This window comes from Lentzea sp. NPDC042327 (genome assembly GCF_040647275.1).
In the GTDB taxonomy this organism is placed as follows: domain Bacteria; phylum Actinomycetota; class Actinomycetes; order Mycobacteriales; family Pseudonocardiaceae; genus Lentzea.
Genome location: NZ_JBEZBX010000019.1, coordinates 112237 through 131821 on the forward strand (window position 1 = coordinate 112237; position 19585 = coordinate 131821).

General features: G+C 69.1%; 16 protein-coding genes. 10 read left to right on the forward strand and 6 right to left on the reverse strand.

Annotated elements, in window-relative coordinates:
* Nucleotides 1-11: 11 nt before the first annotated feature.
* The 3 genes from AB0A63_RS35300 to AB0A63_RS35310 are packed head-to-tail and all read left to right on the forward strand — an operon-like array spanning nucleotide 12 to nucleotide 4862.
* Nucleotides 12-1979: an AAA family ATPase gene (locus tag AB0A63_RS35300; RefSeq protein WP_360399192.1), complete on the forward strand. Its 1968-nt coding sequence runs from the start codon at nucleotides 12-14 to the stop codon at nucleotides 1977-1979.
* A complete protein-coding gene (locus tag AB0A63_RS35305; RefSeq protein ID WP_360399195.1) occupies nucleotides 1972-3132 on the forward strand; it encodes a hypothetical protein in 1161 nt (386 codons plus the stop codon). The genes AB0A63_RS35300 and AB0A63_RS35305 overlap by 8 nt, the downstream gene beginning before the upstream one ends.
* An 11-nt stretch (nucleotides 3133-3143) precedes the next feature.
* On the forward strand, nucleotides 3144-4862 hold the full coding sequence (locus AB0A63_RS35310; RefSeq protein ID WP_360399198.1) for a cellulase family glycosylhydrolase: 1719 nt from the start codon (nucleotides 3144-3146) through the stop codon (nucleotides 4860-4862).
* Here the strand turns inward: AB0A63_RS35310 and AB0A63_RS35315 are convergent.
* Nucleotides 4817-5548 carry an arylamine N-acetyltransferase gene (locus AB0A63_RS35315; protein WP_360399201.1) on the reverse strand — a complete coding sequence of 244 codons (732 nt, stop codon included), beginning with the start codon at nucleotides 5546-5548 and terminating at the stop codon, nucleotides 4817-4819. The genes AB0A63_RS35310 and AB0A63_RS35315 overlap by 46 nt on opposite strands.
* Nucleotides 5549-5565: 17 nt before the next feature.
* On the opposite strand from AB0A63_RS35315, the gene AB0A63_RS35320 reads away from it, so the two are divergent.
* The 4 genes from AB0A63_RS35320 (at nucleotide 5566) to AB0A63_RS35335 (ending at nucleotide 10488) form a co-directional block, all read left to right on the forward strand.
* Nucleotides 5566-6375, forward strand: a complete 810-nt coding sequence (locus AB0A63_RS35320) for a DUF72 domain-containing protein (RefSeq protein ID WP_360399204.1) — start codon at nucleotides 5566-5568, stop codon at nucleotides 6373-6375.
* A 40-nt stretch (nucleotides 6376-6415) separates the two neighbouring features.
* Complete coding sequence (locus AB0A63_RS35325; RefSeq protein WP_360399207.1) at nucleotides 6416-6772, forward strand: peptidase inhibitor family I36 protein; 357 nt, start codon at nucleotides 6416-6418, stop codon at nucleotides 6770-6772.
* Nucleotides 6773-7021: 249 nt separating this feature from the next.
* Entirely contained in the window at nucleotides 7022-7861 is an 840-nt protein-coding gene (locus AB0A63_RS35330) for a metallophosphoesterase (RefSeq protein WP_360399210.1), read from the forward strand.
* A complete protein-coding gene (locus AB0A63_RS35335) occupies nucleotides 7858-10488 on the forward strand; it encodes an AAA family ATPase (RefSeq protein WP_360399213.1) in 2631 nt (876 codons plus the stop codon). The genes AB0A63_RS35330 and AB0A63_RS35335 overlap by 4 nt, the downstream gene beginning before the upstream one ends.
* 23 nt (nucleotides 10489-10511) lie before the next feature.
* Here the strand turns inward: AB0A63_RS35335 and vsr are convergent, their stop codons facing one another.
* Nucleotides 10512-10958 carry a DNA mismatch endonuclease Vsr gene (gene vsr, locus AB0A63_RS35340; protein WP_360399216.1) on the reverse strand — a complete coding sequence of 149 codons (447 nt, stop codon included), beginning with the start codon at nucleotides 10956-10958 and terminating at the stop codon, nucleotides 10512-10514.
* A 48-nt stretch (nucleotides 10959-11006) separates the two neighbouring features.
* On the opposite strand from vsr, the gene AB0A63_RS35345 reads away from it, so the two are divergent.
* The 3 genes from AB0A63_RS35345 to AB0A63_RS35355 all read left to right on the forward strand — a co-directional run bounded on the left by AB0A63_RS35345 (nucleotide 11007) and on the right by AB0A63_RS35355 (nucleotide 16608).
* Nucleotides 11007-11675, forward strand: coding sequence for a hypothetical protein (locus AB0A63_RS35345; RefSeq protein ID WP_360399219.1), 669 nt, complete (start codon nucleotides 11007-11009; stop codon nucleotides 11673-11675).
* Between the two features lie 426 nt (nucleotides 11676-12101).
* Nucleotides 12102-16310: a BREX system serine/threonine kinase PglW gene (gene pglW, locus AB0A63_RS35350; RefSeq protein WP_360399222.1), complete on the forward strand. Its 4209-nt coding sequence runs from the start codon at nucleotides 12102-12104 to the stop codon at nucleotides 16308-16310.
* A 64-nt stretch (nucleotides 16311-16374) separates the two neighbouring features.
* A complete protein-coding gene (locus AB0A63_RS35355; RefSeq protein ID WP_360399282.1) occupies nucleotides 16375-16608 on the forward strand; it encodes a DUF397 domain-containing protein in 234 nt (77 codons plus the stop codon).
* Here AB0A63_RS35355 and AB0A63_RS35360 read toward each other — a convergent pair.
* The 4 genes from AB0A63_RS35360 to AB0A63_RS35375 are packed head-to-tail and all read right to left on the reverse strand — an operon-like array spanning nucleotide 16547 to nucleotide 19490.
* Nucleotides 16547-17362, reverse strand: coding sequence for a hypothetical protein (locus tag AB0A63_RS35360; protein ID WP_360399225.1), 816 nt, complete (start codon nucleotides 17360-17362; stop codon nucleotides 16547-16549). The two genes, AB0A63_RS35355 and AB0A63_RS35360, sit on opposite strands and share 62 nt — an antisense overlap.
* Nucleotides 17362-18519, reverse strand: coding sequence for a hypothetical protein (locus AB0A63_RS35365; protein WP_360399228.1), 1158 nt, complete (start codon nucleotides 18517-18519; stop codon nucleotides 17362-17364). Before AB0A63_RS35365 ends, AB0A63_RS35360 begins: the two co-directional genes overlap by 1 nt.
* Before the next feature lie 12 nt (nucleotides 18520-18531).
* Nucleotides 18532-18852 (reverse strand): type VII secretion target, encoded by a 321-nt coding sequence (locus AB0A63_RS35370; RefSeq protein ID WP_360399231.1) that lies wholly within the window; start codon nucleotides 18850-18852, stop codon nucleotides 18532-18534.
* Entirely contained in the window at nucleotides 18849-19490 is a 642-nt protein-coding gene (locus AB0A63_RS35375; protein WP_360399234.1) for a YbaB/EbfC family nucleoid-associated protein, read from the reverse strand. The genes AB0A63_RS35370 and AB0A63_RS35375 overlap by 4 nt, the downstream gene beginning before the upstream one ends.
* Nucleotides 19491-19585: the final 95 nt, after the last annotated feature.

Below are 19585 nucleotides of genomic sequence, written 5' to 3' on the forward strand. Positions count from 1 at the left end.
GAGGAGCATTCGTGCCCGGCTTGGACCACCTGACCACAGCTCTGGAGACCCATCCCAAGCCGGAGATGGACGACGAGCTGGAACTGGCCGAGCGCGAACGTGAGCAGGTGGTCGCCGACCACCCGCTGAACGAGTGGACACAGCTGCCACTGGAACGCTTCGCGATCGGCACGGGTGAACCGTCGTTCTGCGCGGCGATGGAGGACGGCACCCCGCACCTGGGCAACATCAAGGGCGGGAGCTTCGCCAAGTACGTCATCTTCCGGCGCGAACGCAGCCAGGAGTGGTACACCGCAGGCTCTCGCGGCTTCTCCGCGCCGGAGAGGTCGTGGACGGTGTTGAGGGACCAGCTCGTGGAGGCGCTGCTCGACGGTGATTTCGCAGAGGCACCGCTCCTGCGCCACGGGCAGTCACTTGTCACCAAGGCGCTTCACACCTACGCGCCGGAGTCCTACCTGCCGATCTACTCGGCGGCGGACCTGCGTGCACTCATCCAGCTCCTCGGTCACACCCCGACCTCCAACGGCCTGGTGTGGGAGCTCAACCTCCAGCTGAGGGAGGCGGTCGACGCACATCCGGTGCTCCGGCGCTGGAAGTACGCCGAGGTCGTCCGCTACCTGCACGAGCACTTCCTCGCACCCGTCTCCGCCAAGACGATCATCAAGATCGCGCCTGGACGTGGCGGCCGGTACTGGGACGAGTGCCTGCGGGACGAGGTGATCCGCGTCGGCTGGGACCGGGTCGGTGACCTCAGGCAGTACACGACCGGCGGAGAACTCGCCCTCGCGCTCGCCGAGGAGTACCCCGACAAGTCCGCGCAGTCTCACCGCGCGAGCGCGACCCGGCTGTTCCAGTACTTCCGCGATCTCCCGGCGGGCGCGAAGGTCATCGCGAACCAGGGCAAGTCGAAGGTGCTCGCCGTCGGCACCGTCACCGACCGCGGCTACCGCTACGACCCGGGGATCGAGCACTACCGCCACACCGTCTCGGTCGACTGGGACCCCTCGTACGAACAGGATCTCGACGCGCCGGTCGGAGCCTGGCTCCGCACGTTCGCGCCGGTGCGACCGGCACTGTGGAACACCATCAGCGCGAAAGCCGTCCCCGGCGCGGCCGCCCAACCCGTTCCGGTGCCGGAGGACGTCGAGGACGTCATCCGCGGCCTGGAACGCAAGAACCAGGTCGTCCTCTTCGGCCCGCCGGGTACCGGCAAGACCCGGCTGGCCTTCGCCGCGGCGGCGGAGTTCGCCGGCGACCGGGTCACGCACACGACGTTCCACCCGTCCTACGGCTATGAGGACTTCGTCCTCGGCTACCGGCCGACCGAGACGGAGGGTGGCGGTCTGTCGCTGACACTCGCCAAGGGCGTGTTCTACCGGGTCTGCGAGCGGGCGCGGAACGAGCCGAACCACGTCCTGGTCATCGACGAGATCAACCGCGCGGACCTGCCGCGGGTGCTCGGCGAGCTGGTCACCTACCTGGAGAAGGACAAGCGCGGCAAGGAGTTCCAACTCTCGACAGGGGACGAACCGTTCAGCGTTCCGGCGAACGTCTACATCATCGCCACCATGAACACCGCCGACCGCAGCGTCTCCCACCTGGACGCCGCGATCCGCAGGCGGTTCGAGTTCCAGCCCGTGCGCACCGATTACGAGGTCATCGCGGGCGCGGTGGGCCCTCTTGAGCTCGGGGTCTTCCTGACCGAGCTCAACGGCCGGATCGCCGAACACCTCAGCCCCGACCACGAGATCGGGCACGCGTTCTTCCTGCGCGACGACAAACCGCTCGACAACGAGCGCGACGTCCACTCGGTGTACTTCCACGACGTGCTGCCGCTGCTGGAGGACTGCACGAGCAACGACCAGGTCCTCCTCGAAGCGGTCCTCGGCAAGGCCAAGGTCGGCCCGGAGACCACTCCCGGTGACCTGCTGGAGGTGCTGGCGAAGGAGTTCAGCGCGGACGCGGACACGAATGAATAAGTTCCGTGAGCAGCACACGACCCTGCTGGACTTCGAGCTCACCGAAGCGGATCTGCGCAAGTTCGACGGCCCGGAGCTGAGGAAGTACTTCACGCCACGCCCGACCGCCAAGGGCACGACCCTGACCGTCCGCAAGGTCGTCGGCCTCCTCAAGCTGGACAACGCCGACCTGGTCATCGAGCCGAAGGTTCCGGTGAGCGGCGAGATGTTGCTGCACTGGCTGCACTACGCGGCGAACCGGGACCACCCGGTCTTGTCGCAACGGCGCGGGTGGGACGCCGACGGGGACTACTTCCCGGACATGGCGGTCGAAGCGTTGCTCGACGAGTGCCGGACGTTGCTGCGCGACCAACTGCGCAAGGACTACCAGCCGCGACAGACCGTCGAGGCGGCTGTCCGGGGCAGGCTCGACCTCACCCGCCAAGCCACCCACCGCTTCGGGATGCTCGACCGGCTGCACGTCCGCACGTTCGACCGCACCGTGCAGATCTGGGAGAACGAGGTGTGCGGCGCCGCTCTGCGGCACGCCGCGAAGACCGCCACCACCGCGAAGCTCCGCCAGCAGGCCAGGCAGCTCTCCACCGAGTTCCCGCTCTGCACAGCCGAGGTCGCCCGCTCGACGCTCGCCAGGTCGCGGCACAACCGGCTGAACCTCCGGTACCGGGCCGCGCACGCGTGGGCCGAGGTGGTGCTCAGGGCCGGCGGCGTCTCGGAGCTGTTCCTGCCGCGCACGCTGGTCGGTGAGTCGCACCTGCTGGTGATCGAGAAGGTGTGGGAACGAGTGGTGCACCGGATGGTCGGCAGCCCGGCGACGATCGAAGGGGTCATGGTGCACCGGTACGGCGACCGGGCGCGGCCTTACCGCCCGGACGCCCTGGCCGAACGGCTGCCGGTCGACGCGAAGTGGAAGGACTACGACCGGCGTGCCGTCACCCGTGAGGACGTCCACCAGCTGCTGACCTACGCCCACGCCTACCAGCCCCACGACCCGCGCGCGGTCATCGTGCACCCGTCGACGGCCCCGACCGCGAAGCGCACGATCGACGTCAAGCACCTGGGCCGCCGGATCGCGGCCATCGACGTGATCGGCGTGGACGTCTCAACACGGCCCGAAGAGAATTCCGCGACCCTGCAGGGCCTGCTTCACCGCTAGCCTGTTCAGACATGAAACCAATTCGCGTCTTGGCTCCCCTGCTCCTGGCCGCGAGTCTCGTGGCGCCCGTTCAGTCACGAGCGGACGAGGCGACCTGGACCGGTCCCCTCAGCACCCGGGGCCGGTGGATCGTCGACGCCCACGGTGACCGCTTCAAACTCAGGTCCGGCAACTGGCACGGGGCCAGCGGCACCTGGAACGGCTCCGGTGACATCAACGACCCCGCCACCCACCACGCGGGCGAGAAGGCCGACCAGGTCCCGCTCGGCCTCGACCGCGCGACGATGGCCACGATCGTCAGCGGTTTCAAGGAGATCGGCGTCAACAGCGTCCGGTTGCCGTTCTCCAACCAGATGATCAAGGACACCCGTCCCGTCAACGGTCTGAAGGACGCGCAGCTCAACGGCAAGACGCCGCTGCAGGTCTACGACGCCGTGGTCGCCGAGCTGACGCGCAACGACCTCGCCGTCATCCTCAACAACCACACCACCACGTCGCGGTGGTGCTGCGGGGTCGACGGCAACGAGCGGTGGAACACCAGCCAGAGCACGGACCAGTGGATCACCGACTGGGCGTTCATGGCCAACCGCTACAAGGACGACAAACGGGTCGTGGGCGCCGATCTGTACAACGAGGTGCGCCGCAACGTCTGGGACGACCCGAACTGGGGCTGGGGCAACGACCACGACTGGCACAAGGCCGCGCAGCAGGCTGCGGACCGCATCCAGCAGACCGCCCCGGACCTGCTGGTGATCGTCGAGGGCATCAACTGGACCGGCATCCCGGTCGACGGCTTCGCACACGGACGGCCGACGCTGGAGCCCGCCCGGTTCCTCAGCCACACGCTCGCGAACCCCGAGAAGCTCGTGTACTCCGCCCACTTCTACGGCTACACCGGACCGAACCACAGCGGTGCCACCGGGATCGGCGAGACGACCGACCCGCGGTACCAGGACCTCTCACCGCAGGAGCACGTCAACGTCCTGCAACGGCAGGCCTTCTTCATCACCGAGGCGCAGAAGCACTTCACCGCGCCGTTGTGGGTCAGCGAGTTCGGCGTCGGTGGCCGGGAGGAGTCGAACCCCAGGGCACGCGACTGGTTCGAGCGGTTCGTGGACCACCTCGTGGCCACCGACACGGACTTCGCCTACTGGCCGCTGGTCGGGTTCCACGACAACCGGCGCGGCAACGGATGGGCGTTGCTGCACTGGGACGCCAACGGCAACCGCATGGGCGTCAACGACGGTGACGACTGGCGCGCGTCCGCGTGGAACCGGCTCGTCACCGCGCCGAGCCGCAGCGGGCAGGTCCCGCGCGAGACCCGCTGGAACCAGCTCGTCAAGGAGTCCTGCCCGCAGAGCCAGAAGCTCGTCGGCATCAGCCACACCGGCAACCGCGGCCTGTGCGTGAGCGGTCCACAGTGGAGCGCGACCACGCGCGTCACCGACGAGCGGCACGTCACGAACGACTGGGCCGCCGGCTACACGAAGCTCCAGTGCCCGCAGGGCGGCGCCGCCGTCGGGTACGCGAACTTCACGCTGGTCTGCGCGCCCGTGGCGCAGGGCACGAGCACGCGCGTGCTGTGGTTCGACCGCGGTGACAACCGGCCGGACCAGGGCGGTGACTGGGCGAACGGGCACTACAAGGGGCAGTGCGCCCAGGACGAGCACATCGCCGGTGTCGCCTACGACTGGCGCAGGACGCCGGACGCGCTGCTCTGCCGGAAGTGAAGCCCGAAGTTCTCCAGGAACGCGGCTGCGGGGTCGTCCACCGGCGAGTCGACCCGGCAGCCGCGGGTGGTCACCACGAGCTTCTGGTCCGTCTGCGTCTTGCGCCCGTGCGGTGTCAGGATCGTCGCCCGCGGCGCGACCCGGAAGTGCGACTCCGGCGCGGTCTGCTGCCACCAGCAGGCCGGCACGAACTCGGCCAGCTCGCGCGGCCGGCGTTCGACCCGGTAGCGCAGCCGGTCCTCCTCGTACACGTCCACGTCGTCACCGTGGTCGACCAGGCGGTAGAGCCCGTGCGGGTCCTGCTGCTCCTCGCGCGAGTCCCACCGCAACGGGTGCAGCGTGAACGCGCCGAAGCCGACGTCGCACAGCCACTCGTGGTCCACCAGCAGCGTCAGGTGGCCGAACGGCGGCCCGAGCTCCTCACCGCCGAAGACCCGCACGGCCAGCAGGTCGACGTGATGTCCCAGGTGCCGCAACAGCTCCGCGAACAACCCGTTGAGCTCGTAGCAGAACCCGCCCCGCCGCTGCACCACGACCTTGTCGTACAGCCACGGGATCTCCAGCACGATCCGGATGTCCATGTGCGTGTAGAGGTTCTCGAACGGAACGCTGCGCAGGTGCGACTCCTGCAGCTGCGCCAGCGACGAGTCCCGCGAGGCACCGATGCGCTGTAGGTAGGCGTCCACCGTGTCACGATAGCCGCATGGGTGAGGTGAGGATCGGTACTTCGGGATGGGTCTACCCGCCCTGGCGCGGCAAGTTCTACCCCAAGGGCGTCACGCAGAAGCGCGAGCTGGCCTACCTGAGCGAGAGGCTCGGCTCGGTGGAGGTCAACGGCTCCTTCTACTCGCTGCAACGCCCGTCCAGCTACCAGCGGTGGGCCGCGGAGACGCCGGACGACTTCGTGTTCGCCGTCAAGGGCAGCCGGTTCATCACGCACATGAAGCGGCTCAAGGACGGCAACGACCTGCTCGCCAACTACCTGGCGTCCGGAGTCCTCGCGCTCGGGCCCAAGCTCGGCCCGGTCCTCTGGCAGCTGCCGCCCACGCTGCGCTACGACGCCGAGCTGCTGACGCACTTCTTCGCGGCCCTGCCCCGCACCACCGCCGAGGCAGCGGAGGTCGCGCAGCGGCACGACCACCGCGTCGACCCGGCGCACACCACCACCGACGCCGACCGGCCGATGCGGTACGCGCTGGAGATCCGCCACGACAGCTACGCCACGCCGGAGTTCCTCGACCTGCTGCGCCGCCACGACATCGCGCTCGTGATCGCCGACGCGGCCGGCAGGTACCCGTTGATCGAGGAGGTCACCGCCGGCTTCACCTACGTCCGGCTGCACGGCCACGACGAGCTCTACGTCAGCGGCTACACCGACGAGGGCCTCGACGAGTGGGCGGAGAAGATCAGGAAGTGGCGGGAGCACGGCGACGTGTTCGTCTACTTCGACAACGACGCGAAGGCGTACGCGCCGCGGGACGCGATGGCGCTTCAAGATCGGCTGGCCGACTGAGCCGAATGGCCGCACACTCTTTCCCGACGGAGGTGCGCCCATGTCGACGAAGAGCCTCATCGCCGCCCTGGCGGTCACTGCGGGCGCGGTTGCCTCCAGTGGGATCGCTGTAGCACAGAGTGACAAGTCCTGTGACAAGGGCGAGTTCTGCGTGTGGGCGGGGCCGGACTACACGGGGACGGTCCAGCGCCTCGACCTGGAGACCGCGAACCCCGGCGAGTGCATCACGCTGAACGTGGTCGGCCGGTCCTTCGCCAACCGCCTGAGCAGGGACGCGAGCGTCTACCAGCGGGAGAACTGCTCGACCGAGGCCGAGTTCACCACGTACCCGAAGCACGGCACCTACGTGCCGGACGCGTACTTCGTCATCCGGGCGGTCGAGGTCTGGGGTCCTTGACGAGCCCGAGGTACTTTAGTCACCCTGGGTAACACCACTCGATCGTGTGAGTACTCGTCAGTAGGCCTCTTTTGGTGCCTAAGTTGCCGCCCTATCGAGTGGTGGCACCTGGAGGAAACGTGACCGTGGCGGGTGAAGCCGGGTTGCTCGAACCGATGACCGGCCGACTGGCCCGAGACGACCTCACCTCACGTGCTGGAGCCCACCCCGACGCCGTCCGGCACGACCGACCTCTCCTGAAGGCATCCGGTGAAACTGCTGCTGTTCGCGGACCTGCACCTGGACACGCGCTTCGCGAGCGCCGGTCCGGCGCGGCGCCAGGCGTTGCGCGACACGTTGGGCCACATCGTCGAGCTCGCGGAGACCGAGTCGGTCGACGCGGTGCTGTGCGCGGGCGACCTGTACGAGCACGACCGCTGCTCCCCCGGCACCGCGGCGTTCCTGCGCGGTGCGTTCGACTGCTCGGTGCCGGTCTACCTGGCACCGGGCAACGACGACTGGTACGGCGCGGAGTCGGTCTACCAGCAGGTGGACTGGACGCCCAACGTGCACGTGTTCACCTCCGGCCGCTTCACCCCGGTGGCGCTGGCCGACGGCGTGACGCTATGGGGCGCCGCGCACGTCGGTCCCGGTCCGACGCGCGACCTGCTGGAGGGCTTCACGGTCAACCGGTCCGGCGTGAACCTGGCGCTGTGCCACGGTTCCACGCCCGGTGACGTCGCGATCACCGGGCTGGACCACGCGTTCCTCGGGCACGTGCACACACCCGAGCACGCCACCCGCCACACCTTCCCTGGCAACCCGGACCCGTTGACGCCGGGCGAGACCGGTGAACGCGGCGCGGTGATGTGCACCGTGCACGACGACGGCACGGTGTCGCGCGAGGTGTTCGACGTGTCGGCGTCGCGGTCGCTCGGGCTGCCGGCGGAGGCGTCCGAGGCGTTCCCGTCGCTGGACTTCGACTCCGTTGCCGCCGAACGGACCGTGCGCGGCCAGTTCGTGCGCGACGTGCTGGCGGACCCCGCTCTGGACGTGGCGTTGCGCAGCCGTGTGCTGATGACCGGCTTGCGCGCCCTGGAGGAACGATGAGGATCGAGTCGGTCACCGCGCACGCCTTCGGGCCGCTGCACGACCGCACGCTGCCGCTCGCACCGGGCATGACCGTGGTGTCGGGCGTGAACGAGTCGGCGAAGTCGTCGTGGCACGCGGCGATCCGCGCGGCCCTGTGCGGGTCGCCGGCCGCACGCCACCGCCCCTGGGAGGGCGAGTCGTGGCGGGTCGCGGCGACCGTGGCGCTGGAGTCCGGTGAGACGCTGACCGTGGACCGCGACCTGAACGACGACAGCGCGCTCGACGTCGCACGCCGGGTGGGCATGGACCGCAGCTCGTTCGCCGCGACCGCGTGCGTCGACCAGGCGCAGCTGCTGTCCGTGCTGGACTCGGCCGACGGCCTGCAGGAGCACCTGCGCCGGGCCGCCTCCACCGCGGGCACGGACGGGACCGTCGAGCAGGCGCTGGAACGGCTCGTCGTGCCCGCCGAGGCCTTGCAGAAGGCCCGCAACCGCTTGCGGGAGGCCCAGACCGACCTCGCCGTGGCCCGCCGCGAGCACACCCGGTACGTGGAGCTGAGCGCTCGGGCCCGGCAGGCTTGCGCGGCGCGCGCCCGCGTGACCGTGCAGGAGCACGCCACCGAGCTGGAGGCGCTGGCCGCGCGGATCGCCCGTGTCCGCGAGCTGCAGGACCGCTTCGGCGACTCGCCGCCCTCCGGTCTGGCCGCCCAGGAGGAGCTCGCCGCCGCGGTGAACCGGGCGATGGCCGCATGGCGCGCCGCACCGGCACCGCGGACGCTGACCGGTCCGTCCGCCGCCACGCTGGAGGACGAGCTGGAGGCGTTGCCGGCGCGCCCGGACGGCGAGACGGCCGTCGACGACGAGCTGCGCGTGGTCGCCGGTGCGTACGAGGTGGCCGCCGCGGTCGCCGCCGCGCACCAGGAACGCCACCCGGCCGTCACCACCACCGCCACCCCCGATCAGCTGCGCGGGCTGGCCACGCGCATCGACCCCGCGAGCGGCGCCCGGCTCACGACGGCATCACTCGCGGTGGACACGGCCCGGCAGGTGCAGGAGGGGGCTTCGGCCGGCGCGGCGCGTGCCCAGGTCGAGGCGGACGTGGCGGCCGCGCACGTGCAGGAGATCGCGATGCCGAACCCGTTCCTGCGCAACGCTCTTGTCGCGTTGAGCTGTCTGACGCTGCTGGTCGCCCTGCTGCTCGTCGTCATCGGTCAGCCCCTGGCCGCGGCGGGCGTCCTGGTGGCGGCCGTCGTGGCCGGTGTCGGCGGTTTCCTGTCCCGTGGCGACGCACCGGCCCGTGAGGCGGCGGTCGCCTTCGCCGCCGAGCGCGCGTCCGCGGTTTTCGAGGCCCGTGCCGCGTTGTTCACCGCCGACCGCGCCCTCGCCGAGGCCGAGGGTCAGCGCGCCGTCGCGCTGGAGGCCGTGCGCCTGCACGACGACGCCGCGGCCGAGTGCGCCGCACTGGGTGTCCCCGCGGACCGCGAGACGTTGTGGCGCTTGGCGAACCGCGCCGTGTGGGAGGCCGAGCACGCCGACCTGCTCACCGAGGTGGCCCGCACCGAGGAGGCCGTCCGCGCGGAGCTGGGCGCCCGCGGCAAGGTCGAGCCGGCGATGTCCGTGCCCGACCTGCTGGTGGACTACGAGACCGACTGCAAGGTCCGCTCCCGCCAGGCGCTGCTGGCCGCCCAACGCCCCCTGCTGGCCGCGGCGCTGGAGGACCGCCGCGTCGCGGAGGCCACCGTCGCCGAGGCCGTGGCGGCCCGCGCGAAAGCCCTGGACCTGCTCCGCGCCGCCGTGCAGGCGATCGGCGGCTCCGGCGAGCGCCCGGAGGACCTGCTGCGCGCCATCGCCGACTGGCAACGCGGCTGGGACCGCCTGCTGCGCGAGGCCGAGGACGAGCGCAACGCCTGGGCCGAGCTCACCACCCTGCTCGCCGCCGAGAGCCTGGACGACATGGAGACCTCCCTGTCGGCGGCCCAGTCCCTGCACGCGACCCTGCTCGAAGCCGCCCGCCGCTACGCCGCCTGCGGCCCGGTCGACCCGGCACTGGCCGCCTCGGCGGACTCCCTCGCCGCCACTGTGACCGAGCTGGCGCGCACCCTGCCCAGCGTCCCGGACGCCGAGGAGGCCGTGCAGGCGGCGAGCGCCACCGTCGCCGAGATCACCGCCGAGGTCGAGGCCGTCACCCTCGCGTTGCAGTACCTGACCGCGGCCCGCGACAAGGTCCACAGCACCATCGCACCGGCCCTGGAGGACACGCTCCGCACCTGGCTGCCGACCGTGACCGGAGGCCGCTACGTCGACGCCGCCGTGGACTCCGCCTCGCTGACCGTGCGGGTGCGCGCGGCCTCGGAGTCGTGGCACCAGGCCTCCCGCCTGTCCCTGGGCACGGCGGAGCAGGTCTACCTGCTGCTGCGGGTCGCACTGGCCCAGCACCTGGCCACCGAACCGTGCCCGCTGCTGCTCGACGACGTGACCGTGCAGGCTGACGACACCCGCACGCGTGCGGTGCTGGACCTGCTGCTGCGGTTGTCGGTAGACCGGCAGATCGTGGTGTTCGCCCAGGAGACGGCGGTGGTGGAGTGGGCCCGGGAACGGCTGGGTGACCGCGACGTGCTGCACCAGCTGACGCCGGTGGCCGCCTGACCCGCCCGGTGCGCCCTGGGCGGTCATGCGTTCCGTCGTGCGGCGACAAGAGCGGCGACGCGGTCCGCCGCCTCTTCCGGGTCCTCGTGCTCCCACACGCGGACGACGAGCCAGCCGGCGGAGGCGAGCTGCGCGTCGGTGTCGCGGTCCCGCACGACCACGCCGTGCAGCTTGACCTGCCACCACTCGCGGTTGGCCTTGGGCACCCGGCCGTGTTCCGGGCACGAGTGCCAGAAGCACCCGTCGACGAGCAACGCGATCCTGGCGCCCCGCAGCAGCACGTCGACGCGTCGGCGCCGGCTGGTACCCGGTGCGACGACGTCGACGAGGTACCTCAGCCCGCGCCGGTGCAGCGCCCGCCGCACGGCGAGCTCCGGAGCGGTGCCCGTCCGGCGGGTCCGGCGCATGGTGCGCGACGCCGCCTCCGAGGTGGCGCTCGGGGCCGGACCAGCGTCGACGTAGCGGTACACGACGTGCGGTGTCCCGAAATTGTCAGACCCCGGCGCTACCGTCGTCCCATGACCAACGCCGCCTTCCGCAAGCTCACCCCCACCGCCGACGAGCGGCTGGCCGAGCTGGGCCTGCGCCTCGCGGTCCTGGACCGCGCCATCACCGCCGGCATCGACGCGCGCGCCGCGTCGCCCCCGTTCGGGCCGACGAACGCGCCGGGGCTGCTCGACTGGATCCACCGGGTCGGCACGCTGCGGCAGCTGCTGGCGGCGGAGGGCTGGGAGCGGCTCGACCAGTGGAACGCGGGCCTGGTCAGGCACCCGTCACGGCCGATCCTGCTCGGCGCGATGCAGGGCAACCGCGGCACGGGGTCGCCGGACGCGCCGTTGCGCAGCGACTACGCGAAGGGGCCCGCGATCGCGGCGATGATGCGCGACAACGACCACGACCAGTTCGCGTTGTTCGAGAGCGCGCGCAACGAGGGCCTGAAGCTGTGGTTCCTGGTCACCTACCCGCTGCAGCTGGAGGACCGGCTCGTGGTGCTGCGCGAGGTGTCGCAGCCGGAGCCGACGCCGCAGAACCAGGTGATCGACCGGTGGGCGCACCGCATCCCGCTGCCGCCGATGGAGTTCCCACAGCTCAAGGCTCCCAACGTCGACGGACCCGAGGAGGTGGACTTCTCCGTCGCGTTCCGCTCCCGAGCCTCGGCGAACGCCGCCCACCACGACCTCAGGTAGCGCTCCGGCTCCGACCAGGAGCACCAGCTCGACCAGCCAAGTCCGGTCCGAGAAGCCCTCGTCGTCCGACCGGTTTCGTAAACGGAGAAAGGTTGGAGAGCACGCGCGGTCTCCTCCCTGCGCGACCACTTCCCGTTCACCCAGGCAGACTGCTGTACCGCGTGGTGGACGGCTCATACCCTCTCCCTCAAGAACGCCGGCGGCGAGCTGCGGGAGGCGATGCGGCGCACCGCTGCTCGCGAGTAGTTCGCCATGCGGAATGCGACGCCACGGCAGTTGGCGCCGTCAGCTTCTGCCTTCATGCCGTTGGCCACGCGGACGCCAGCAGGTGTCGGTCGGATCATCACGCTGCGTGCAACCCATACATCGCCCCACCTTCGAAGGTGGGTGTCGGGCAAGATGGTGCGGCGAACCGGAGGGTGGGAAGTGGACGAGCAGTCGAGCAGGTGGCACGAGATCACGCCGTCGGGGTTCACACATGAACGCGCGGCGCTGCGGCACGTGCGGGAACTTCTGCCTGATCGGCATCCGTTTGCCGCATGGTCCAACTTCACCTTCATTTCCCAGCACGGTCACATCCGGGAAGTAGACCTGCTGGTCGCCACTCCGAGCGGCCTGCACCTGATCGAGATCAAGAACCTCCAGGGTCGGCTCTCCAACCAGGGCCGCATTTGGGTCCAGCATCGCCGCAACGGCTCGCAGCGGACGTTCGACAACCCGCTGCTGCTGGCGAACCTGAAGGCGACCGAGCTCAAATCACTGTTGGTGAACGTGGCGAGGCAGGACGGCCTCACCGTGCCGTTCGTGTCGGCGGCGGTGTTCCTGGCAGAACCGGGCATGACGTGCGCGCTGGACGCCGGGGAACGTCATCGCGTCTTCGGACCGGAGACCGGCAACGCCCTGCCCAAGATCGGTGCCGACCTCCTGACCGGGCCGGTGAGCCGCACTCCGCTGCAAGCGGACTTCATCCGAGCGCTGCCGCGGTTGTTGCAGCGTGTCGGCATTCACCGCACTCGGCGCAGTGTGACGGTCGGCCAGTGGCAGATCGAACCGCGCCCGTACGACAGTGGTCCAACCTGGCAGGACTACCACGCGGCTCGCGAGGACATGCCGGGCGAGTACCGGCGCGTTCGCATCTACCTCTACGAGCGCGAAGCGGACCGCGACCGACAGCAGTCCATCCGGGCCGCCGCCGAACGCGAGTTCCGCGCCTGCCAGGGCATCCACCACCCCGGGCTGCTACGTCCGGTCGACTTCGCAGACCACGAGGCCGGCCCTGCGCTGCTCATCGACCAACCGAAAGACGCACAGCGGCTCGACCACTTCATCGCGGAGCGACACTCCGAGCTGGATCTGCCGACCCGGCTGGACATGATCCGGCAGCTCGCGGAAGCGGTGAACTACGCGCACGAGCGCCGACTGGTCCACCGGGCGCTCTCCCCGCGCGCGGTGATCGTGCATCCCACTGGTGACGGGACCAGGCCACGCCTGCAGGTCGGCGAATGGCAGGCGGCCGCTCGTGGTCTGTCCGGCCCGTCGACTGTCCACCAGCTGCGCCCGAGCACAGGTGCGGCTGCGCACATCGAGGAAGCAGCGGCCGCCTATTTGGCACCGGACTTCAACGACGAGCCCGACGGCACGGTCGCGATCGACGTGTTCGGCATCGGAGCGATCGCGTACCTGGTTCTCACCGGCCAACCGCCGGCAGCGAACCGCCCTGAACTGCTGGAACAGCTCAGACAACAGGGCGGCCTGCACCCACGGGCCGTGGACGACGGCATCCCCGACGAGCTCGACACTGTGATCGCGCTGGCGACCGCGCCGGTGGTGACGCACCGGTTCACCGACGTAGCGGACTTCCTGGAGGAACTGGAAGGCGCGCAGCAGACGAGTGCGCCGCCGACCGAGCGCAGTGACCCCTGGGATGCGGGGAAGGGCGAACAGCTCGCCGACAGCGGCTACGTGGTGCAGCGGGTGCTGGGTACGGGTGCAACCGCACGGGCGTTTCTCGTCGATCACGACGGCATCGACACCGTGATCAAGATGTCGCGTTCGGCCGAGGCGGAACAACGCCTTTCCGACGAGGCCCACGTGTTGGAGGACCTCCGGCACGAAAACATCGTGGTGCTGCGGCGGGGCCTCTTCCCCATCGGCAGCAGGCAGGCGATCGAGATCGACTACGCGGGCGATCGTTCGCTCGCGCGGATGCTGCGCGAGGAGGGTGCGCTCCTACCGGACAAGCTGCAGCTGCTCGGCAGCCAACTGCTGGACGCGCTGATCTACCTTGAACGCAAAGGGTTGTTCCACCGCGACATCAAGCCGGACAACCTCGGTGTCCGGAATCGTCCCAGGTCGGGCCAGGGCTTGGTGTTGTTCGACTTCTCACTGGCCGGTGCCCCTCCCACCGACGTCAACGCTGGCACCCGCGGCTATGTCGATCCTTTTCTCGGCACTGACCGCCGCCCGATCTATGACGGCCACGCGGAACGCTATGCCGCGGCTGTCACGTTGCACGAGATGGCGAGCCTGGAGCTGCCGGTCTGGGGCGACGACGGAACGAATCCCCGGTTCACCACAACGCCCGTGACGCTGTCGAGCGAGTTGTTCGAGGCCCCGCTGCGGGTGCCGCTGGGCACGTTCTTCAGCCGGGCACTGCACCGGAACGCCGAGCGGCGGTTCAGCACGGCGGCGGAGATGCGACAGGCGTGGGAAAACGTCTTCATCTCCTTGGACGAGACGGGTCCGGCAGCCGTGTCGTCGTCCGGGTCGGACGATCCGATCGAGCTGCGCCACGAGGCGGCGGACCGCGCCGCCCTCGACACCGCGCTCGACGCGGCCGGCCTGACGCTGCGGGCGGTCGCCGTCGCACATCGCTTGGGCGCGAATACTGTCGGCGAACTGCTCGACCTCAGGCTCAACGAGGTGCGCAAAGCACGCGGTATGAGCCGCAACACCCGCAAGGAGATGGTCGACCGCATCACCCAGTGGCGCACCAGGCTGTTGTCCGGTCCTTCCACCGCCGGGGCGACGCCGCTGCCGGCCGATGTCGACAGTTCGCGTTTGCCGCTGGACACGATCGTCAGACTCCTCCTCCCGCAGACAAGGCGGCGCAACGACACCCAGGCCGCGATCAGCCGGCTGCTGCTCGGCGTGCCGGACGAGACCGGCGCGCTCCCCGGACTGCGCTGGCCCACCAACGTGCAGGTCGCAAGGGCAACGAACCTCACGCAGGGTCGAATCGCACAGGTTCTGTCCGCGCGGCGCAGAGCATGGTCCAGCCTCGATGTGCTCGAGGTGGTCCGTGGTGAGGTGGTCGAAGCGCTGACGTCACTGCGCCGGGTCGCCGCCGCCGAGGAGATCGCCGATCACCTGCTGGCCCAACACGGCTGCTCGGATGCGGTAGATCTGGAACATCGCAAGGCTTACGCCTACGCGGTGCTCCGGGCCGCGGCCGAGACGGACTCGGTGCTCGACGAGCCTCGCGTCACTCTCCGGCGTCACCACGACCGGGTGCTCATGGCATTGCAGGTCGGTTCGAAGGACCCGGTGGACACACCGTCCGACGAGATCCTGCTCGACCTTGCCGTACAGCTGGTGAAGAGGGCCGAGGAGCTAGCCTCGCAGGACCCGTTGCCCACGCCGACCGCCGTCGTCCGCGCGCTGGCGGCGTGCGCGGAGTGGTCCGGCGAGACCTTTGACGAGAAGCGGCTGGTCAAGCTTGCCACCGCCGCGTCAGGTTCGGTGCTCGCGAACGTACGGCTCGAGCTCTACCCCAAGGACCTCTCGCTGGTTCGGGCGCTGCGCCTCTCCCAAGCCGGTGCCGGCCTGCCGGACAAGGGCCTGGACCACGTGGGCATGCAGCAGCGCGTGGACAACCGCTTCCCCGGACTTCAGCGGCTGCCGGAAGGCCGTGCACTGCGTGAACTGCTCAATGAAGCCGGATTCGCATTGCGCTGGAACGGGAACTACTTCTACGTCTCCGAGCCGAGCCAAACAGCCGTGACGCCGCTTGCCTCCTCCACCGGCTCGGCTAGCGCCCCGTTGGTCACGGGAACCGCGGCCAGCGATGTCGACGCCCGATTGGTCGAGGCAGCACGCCACGGCGGTGTCCGCATCATCACCGTGCGCCGCAAACGCTGGGAACATGCGCGTGACGCCATCGAAGCCGCCCTGGGCCTGCCCATGATCGACGTGTCGGCGGCTTTTGTGAAAGCCGTCCGGCAGGTGGCACAGCAGCTGCGCATCCCCAGCTTCCACCGCGTCCTGTTGGCTGATTCCGCGCAACCAGGCAGCAACGACCAGCTCAACCTGCAGCGCGTCGTGGTGAAGGCGTGCGAGCTGTTGGAAGCGGACTGGACCCAACACGCGGTGTTGCCGTTGGACTCGCTGACGCCGCTGGGCCGCTATCCGGCCGGCCAGGCGTTGCTGGAACGCCTCGCCACGCGCGCTCGCTACGGCGCCGGAACCGACGGCCTCGCCGGTCCGGACGCGCTGGTGCTGCTCAACCCGACGGGAGACGAGACCACAGCGCCCCGCATTAGCGACTACGTGATTCGGGTGAACACGCCGGAAGAATGGGTGATCGCTCGCTCCCCCTGGCCACCTGCTGTGCACTCCCGGTCACAGGCAGGCTGATCGGCATTCGAGCCAATGTGGTCTGGCCTTCAGGTGACCGGCGCCTGGTGGCTACCGCCGAAGCCTGCGGTTCAAGAGCAGCCACAGCTTGAGCGATGTCAAGTGCGTCGAGGTCGCATTCATCGCACCCACTGTCGACTTACGAGACTCGGATCGCTCAGAAGGCTGCCAGGTGATGGGTGCAGCTTGCTGCACCCATCAAGATTCTGCGCGTGCTTGCCATGAGCGACTGACCTTCATACGGCGACAGCAGGGTGTCGCGGCCTCACGTCAGGCATGCGGTCGAGCAGCCCGATGATCGTTTCCACGTGGGATATGAGCACGGCTGGATCAATGCACTCGGGAAACGTCGCATGGACCAGCCCGCTCTCGAAGGTCAGGGACATGAACCGCCCGTGGGTGAGCACCGGGAGCTCGTTCAGCCGGACGAGGAGCCATTCGAGTGTCTCGAGGGTGAACGACCTCGCCGCAGAGGAGAGGTCGCTGGCTGCCACGACGAACTCGTCATCCATGGAAGGTGGCAGGCGCAGCGGTAGCCAGTCGGCCTGGTTCTGTTCCGCGGTACGCGGCCGCGCCGGCGCTTCCCGCCTCTGCGTCACCACACGGCCCCCGAAGACAATTTCGGCATGGCGGGCGATCTTCATCGGGGCCAGCAGCGACGTGGCCACCTCAATCCGGTGTTCCTGCAATCTGCGCACACCGTTCCCGGTTTGCTGCCTCATGGAGGCTTGGGAAACCCGGACGTGCCACGGGCCGCACTGGAAGTCCAGCGCCAGGTCGAACCGGGGTCTCGACCTCTGCATGAGCTTGTCTGTCAAGTCGTCCGCATGGTTCTCCAGCGGCCCTAGCAGCTTCGCCGACCAGGCAGCCGCCGCCTCCGAACCGACCACGGTGCCGCCAAGGCTGTCTGCGAGCGGGACCAGCGCATCGCGTTGTCGGTCGTCCGCCTTGCGGTTTTTCCGCATCCGCCACCAGCGCGCCACGACCTTCCAGCTCAGGACGAAGGCCAGAACAGCCGCAATCGGCCACGCGAGCCGCAGGATTTCCATCATCAGATGTCCAGGTAACCTTCGATGCGCTGCTTCTGGTGGTCCTTGCCTGTGTCGTCGTACTCGTTGGACTTCTGGTAGGAGCCGATGTTCCTCAGAGGTTTGTCGATGCCCGCGTTCGTACCGGTGCCCACTCCGAGCTGGCCCTTCACCGCGTCAACAGCAGCCTTGCCCATTGATCCCACGAAGCCGTTCTGCAACCGCTCGCCGCGCATGCCTTCCTTGCTCCACAGCTTCACGTCTGCCGGCACAGGGGTTCCCGGAAAGCCCCTCTCGGGGTCCTTCTTGCTGATTTCCTTGGTCAGATCTGCAAGCGCGCTGTTGGCCCGCTTGTCCGCCATGGACTTCTGGAAGGCCGTCCGCACGTTCTTGATCCTGCCCACGAGGTTGCGCAGGAAGGCCATGATCTTGTCGAGGAACTGACGCAGCCTGGCGATGATGCGAGCAACTCGGCTCCCGGTCGTCACGACCCGCACACCCGTCGCGGCGCCCGCCGCCGCGGTCGAGGCTCCGAAGCTCGGCACCGCGGCCGCCAGAGCCGGAATCCAGATCATGATCAGCCAGGTGATCAGCTCGCTCAGGATCGCCTTGATGAAGTCCTCGATGATCGTCATGATCATGCTCGATATCTGCAGCATGCTCGCGAGCTCGCCGGCCTGACCCGCGACGCCGTCGATGCCGTTGGCGAACTCGCCGAGCTTGGTGGCCGCCACTTCCGACGTCTGTCCTCCCCAGGTCTGGACCGCGCTCTGCAGGTCCTGGTCGAACTTGGCGCGCATGTCCGCGACACCTTTGGCGATGTTGTTGAAGTTCTCCGCCGCCTGCTGCAGCGCGGGCCCGTCGCCGCTGACCGCGTGGAAGGCGTCCTCCAGCGGCTGCACCACGCTGATCAGGAAGTTCAGCCCCTGGCCGACCAAAAAGCCGATCGGGTCCGTCATGAGGCCGTACGCAGATGTACCGAGGGAGCCGAGCAATGCGGCGCCCTCGGAAGCCAGCCCGACCACCTCGGAGCCGTCCGCACCGTCGCTGAGCTTGTCCGCCGCCTCACGTGTCTTGAGGTAACCGCCGACGAACGGGGTCGCCTCGGCCATCTTCCTGCCGGTGGACTTCTCCCCGAGCGTGATCTCGACGCCGCCGACGTTGGTCTTCTGTTCCACCATGACGTGGCCGTCCTACTTCCGGTCGATCTCGATCTGGATGCCGTCGAAGACCTTCTTCAACGCCTCCTCCTGGTCCGCATAGCCCTGCGCGGTTCCTCGGAACTTGTCCGAAGCGGACTGGAGACCCGCCTGCATGTCGGTGAACATGTCCTTCAGGTCTTCGAGTATGCGCGTGTAGTCGTCCTTGACGACCAAGCCGTACAAACCCCATGACTTGTCGGTCACGTCGGCTTTGGCGACAAGGCCGGCGATCTGGCTCGCCCTGCCGTGGTGGTCTTCGAGCTTGCCCGCGAACTGCCGGAGCTCCTCTGGGTTGACCTTGAAGCCACTCATCGCCCGTCCTCCTCGTCGTAGAGGTTCAGGAACCGACCGTCCTGCTTCGGCGCAGGACTCGTCTGCGGACCTTGCTGCGACGGCCACGCATCACCGCGAAGGACGTTCTGGTCGGAGAAGTCCTCCTGGTGCTCTGGTGCCGACCGGCTCGGCGGTGGAGCAGGTGCTCGAACCGCATCAGGCTGCGGTGCAGGCAACGGTGCGGGCGACACGACCGCAGGTTGTGCACCAGGCTCGGCCGTGACCGCCCGGAGCTCCTCTGTGGACATGCCGAAGAGCTGAGCCTGGGTCTGCAGGACCTGGTCCGTGAGGCGCATGTCGTCGCCGAATGCTCCTTCCATGATCGTCGCCTGGCGCCGAGCCGCCTCCGCGACGGCCTGACGCAACGTCGACATCAGCGCCGCGGCCAGGTCGTGCGGAGATCTGCGCATCGCCTGGTCGGTGAGCCGGATGTCCTTGATAGCGCCGGATGGCCCGGCGACGACGGTCACCGCTCGGTCCTGAGAGGTGGCGACGGCCTCCATCTCGGCGAGCTGCTGCTGCATTTCCCCGACATTGGCGAACTGCTCATCGATGCGGTGCATCTGGGACTGCAGTCGCTCGAACTGAGCGACGAGCTGGTCGAACTCGGCCGACATCGGCCCCTGACCTCCTCTGACTTGTCCTGCTCCGTGACTGCCGTGACGCCACGGTGGCTTCCACATACTGACAGTGAGCGACGCGAGGCGAAGGC

What these genes read in the sequence shown, in the direction of transcription:
- AB0A63_RS35345 (WP_360399219.1), top strand. Translation starts at nt 11,007, where the DNA reads ATGACCAACGCCGCCTTCCGCAAGCTCACCCCCACCGCCGACGAGCGG.
- AB0A63_RS35320 (WP_360399204.1), top strand. Translation starts at nt 5,566, where the DNA reads ATGGGTGAGGTGAGGATCGGTACTTCGGGATGGGTCTACCCGCCCTGG.
- AB0A63_RS35370 (WP_360399231.1), bottom strand. Translation starts at nt 18,852, where the DNA reads ATGAGTGGCTTCAAGGTCAACCCAGAGGAGCTCCGGCAGTTCGCGGGC.
- AB0A63_RS35375 (WP_360399234.1), bottom strand. Translation starts at nt 19,490, where the DNA reads ATGTCGGCCGAGTTCGACCAGCTCGTCGCTCAGTTCGAGCGACTGCAG.
- AB0A63_RS35310 (WP_360399198.1), top strand. Translation starts at nt 3,144, where the DNA reads ATGAAACCAATTCGCGTCTTGGCTCCCCTGCTCCTGGCCGCGAGTCTC.
- AB0A63_RS35325 (WP_360399207.1), top strand. Translation starts at nt 6,416, where the DNA reads ATGTCGACGAAGAGCCTCATCGCCGCCCTGGCGGTCACTGCGGGCGCG.
- AB0A63_RS35305 (WP_360399195.1), top strand. Translation starts at nt 1,972, where the DNA reads ATGAATAAGTTCCGTGAGCAGCACACGACCCTGCTGGACTTCGAGCTC.
- AB0A63_RS35365 (WP_360399228.1), bottom strand. Translation starts at nt 18,519, where the DNA reads ATGGTGGAACAGAAGACCAACGTCGGCGGCGTCGAGATCACGCTCGGG.
- AB0A63_RS35335 (WP_360399213.1), top strand. Translation starts at nt 7,858, where the DNA reads ATGAGGATCGAGTCGGTCACCGCGCACGCCTTCGGGCCGCTGCACGAC.
- AB0A63_RS35360 (WP_360399225.1), bottom strand. Translation starts at nt 17,362, where the DNA reads ATGATGGAAATCCTGCGGCTCGCGTGGCCGATTGCGGCTGTTCTGGCC.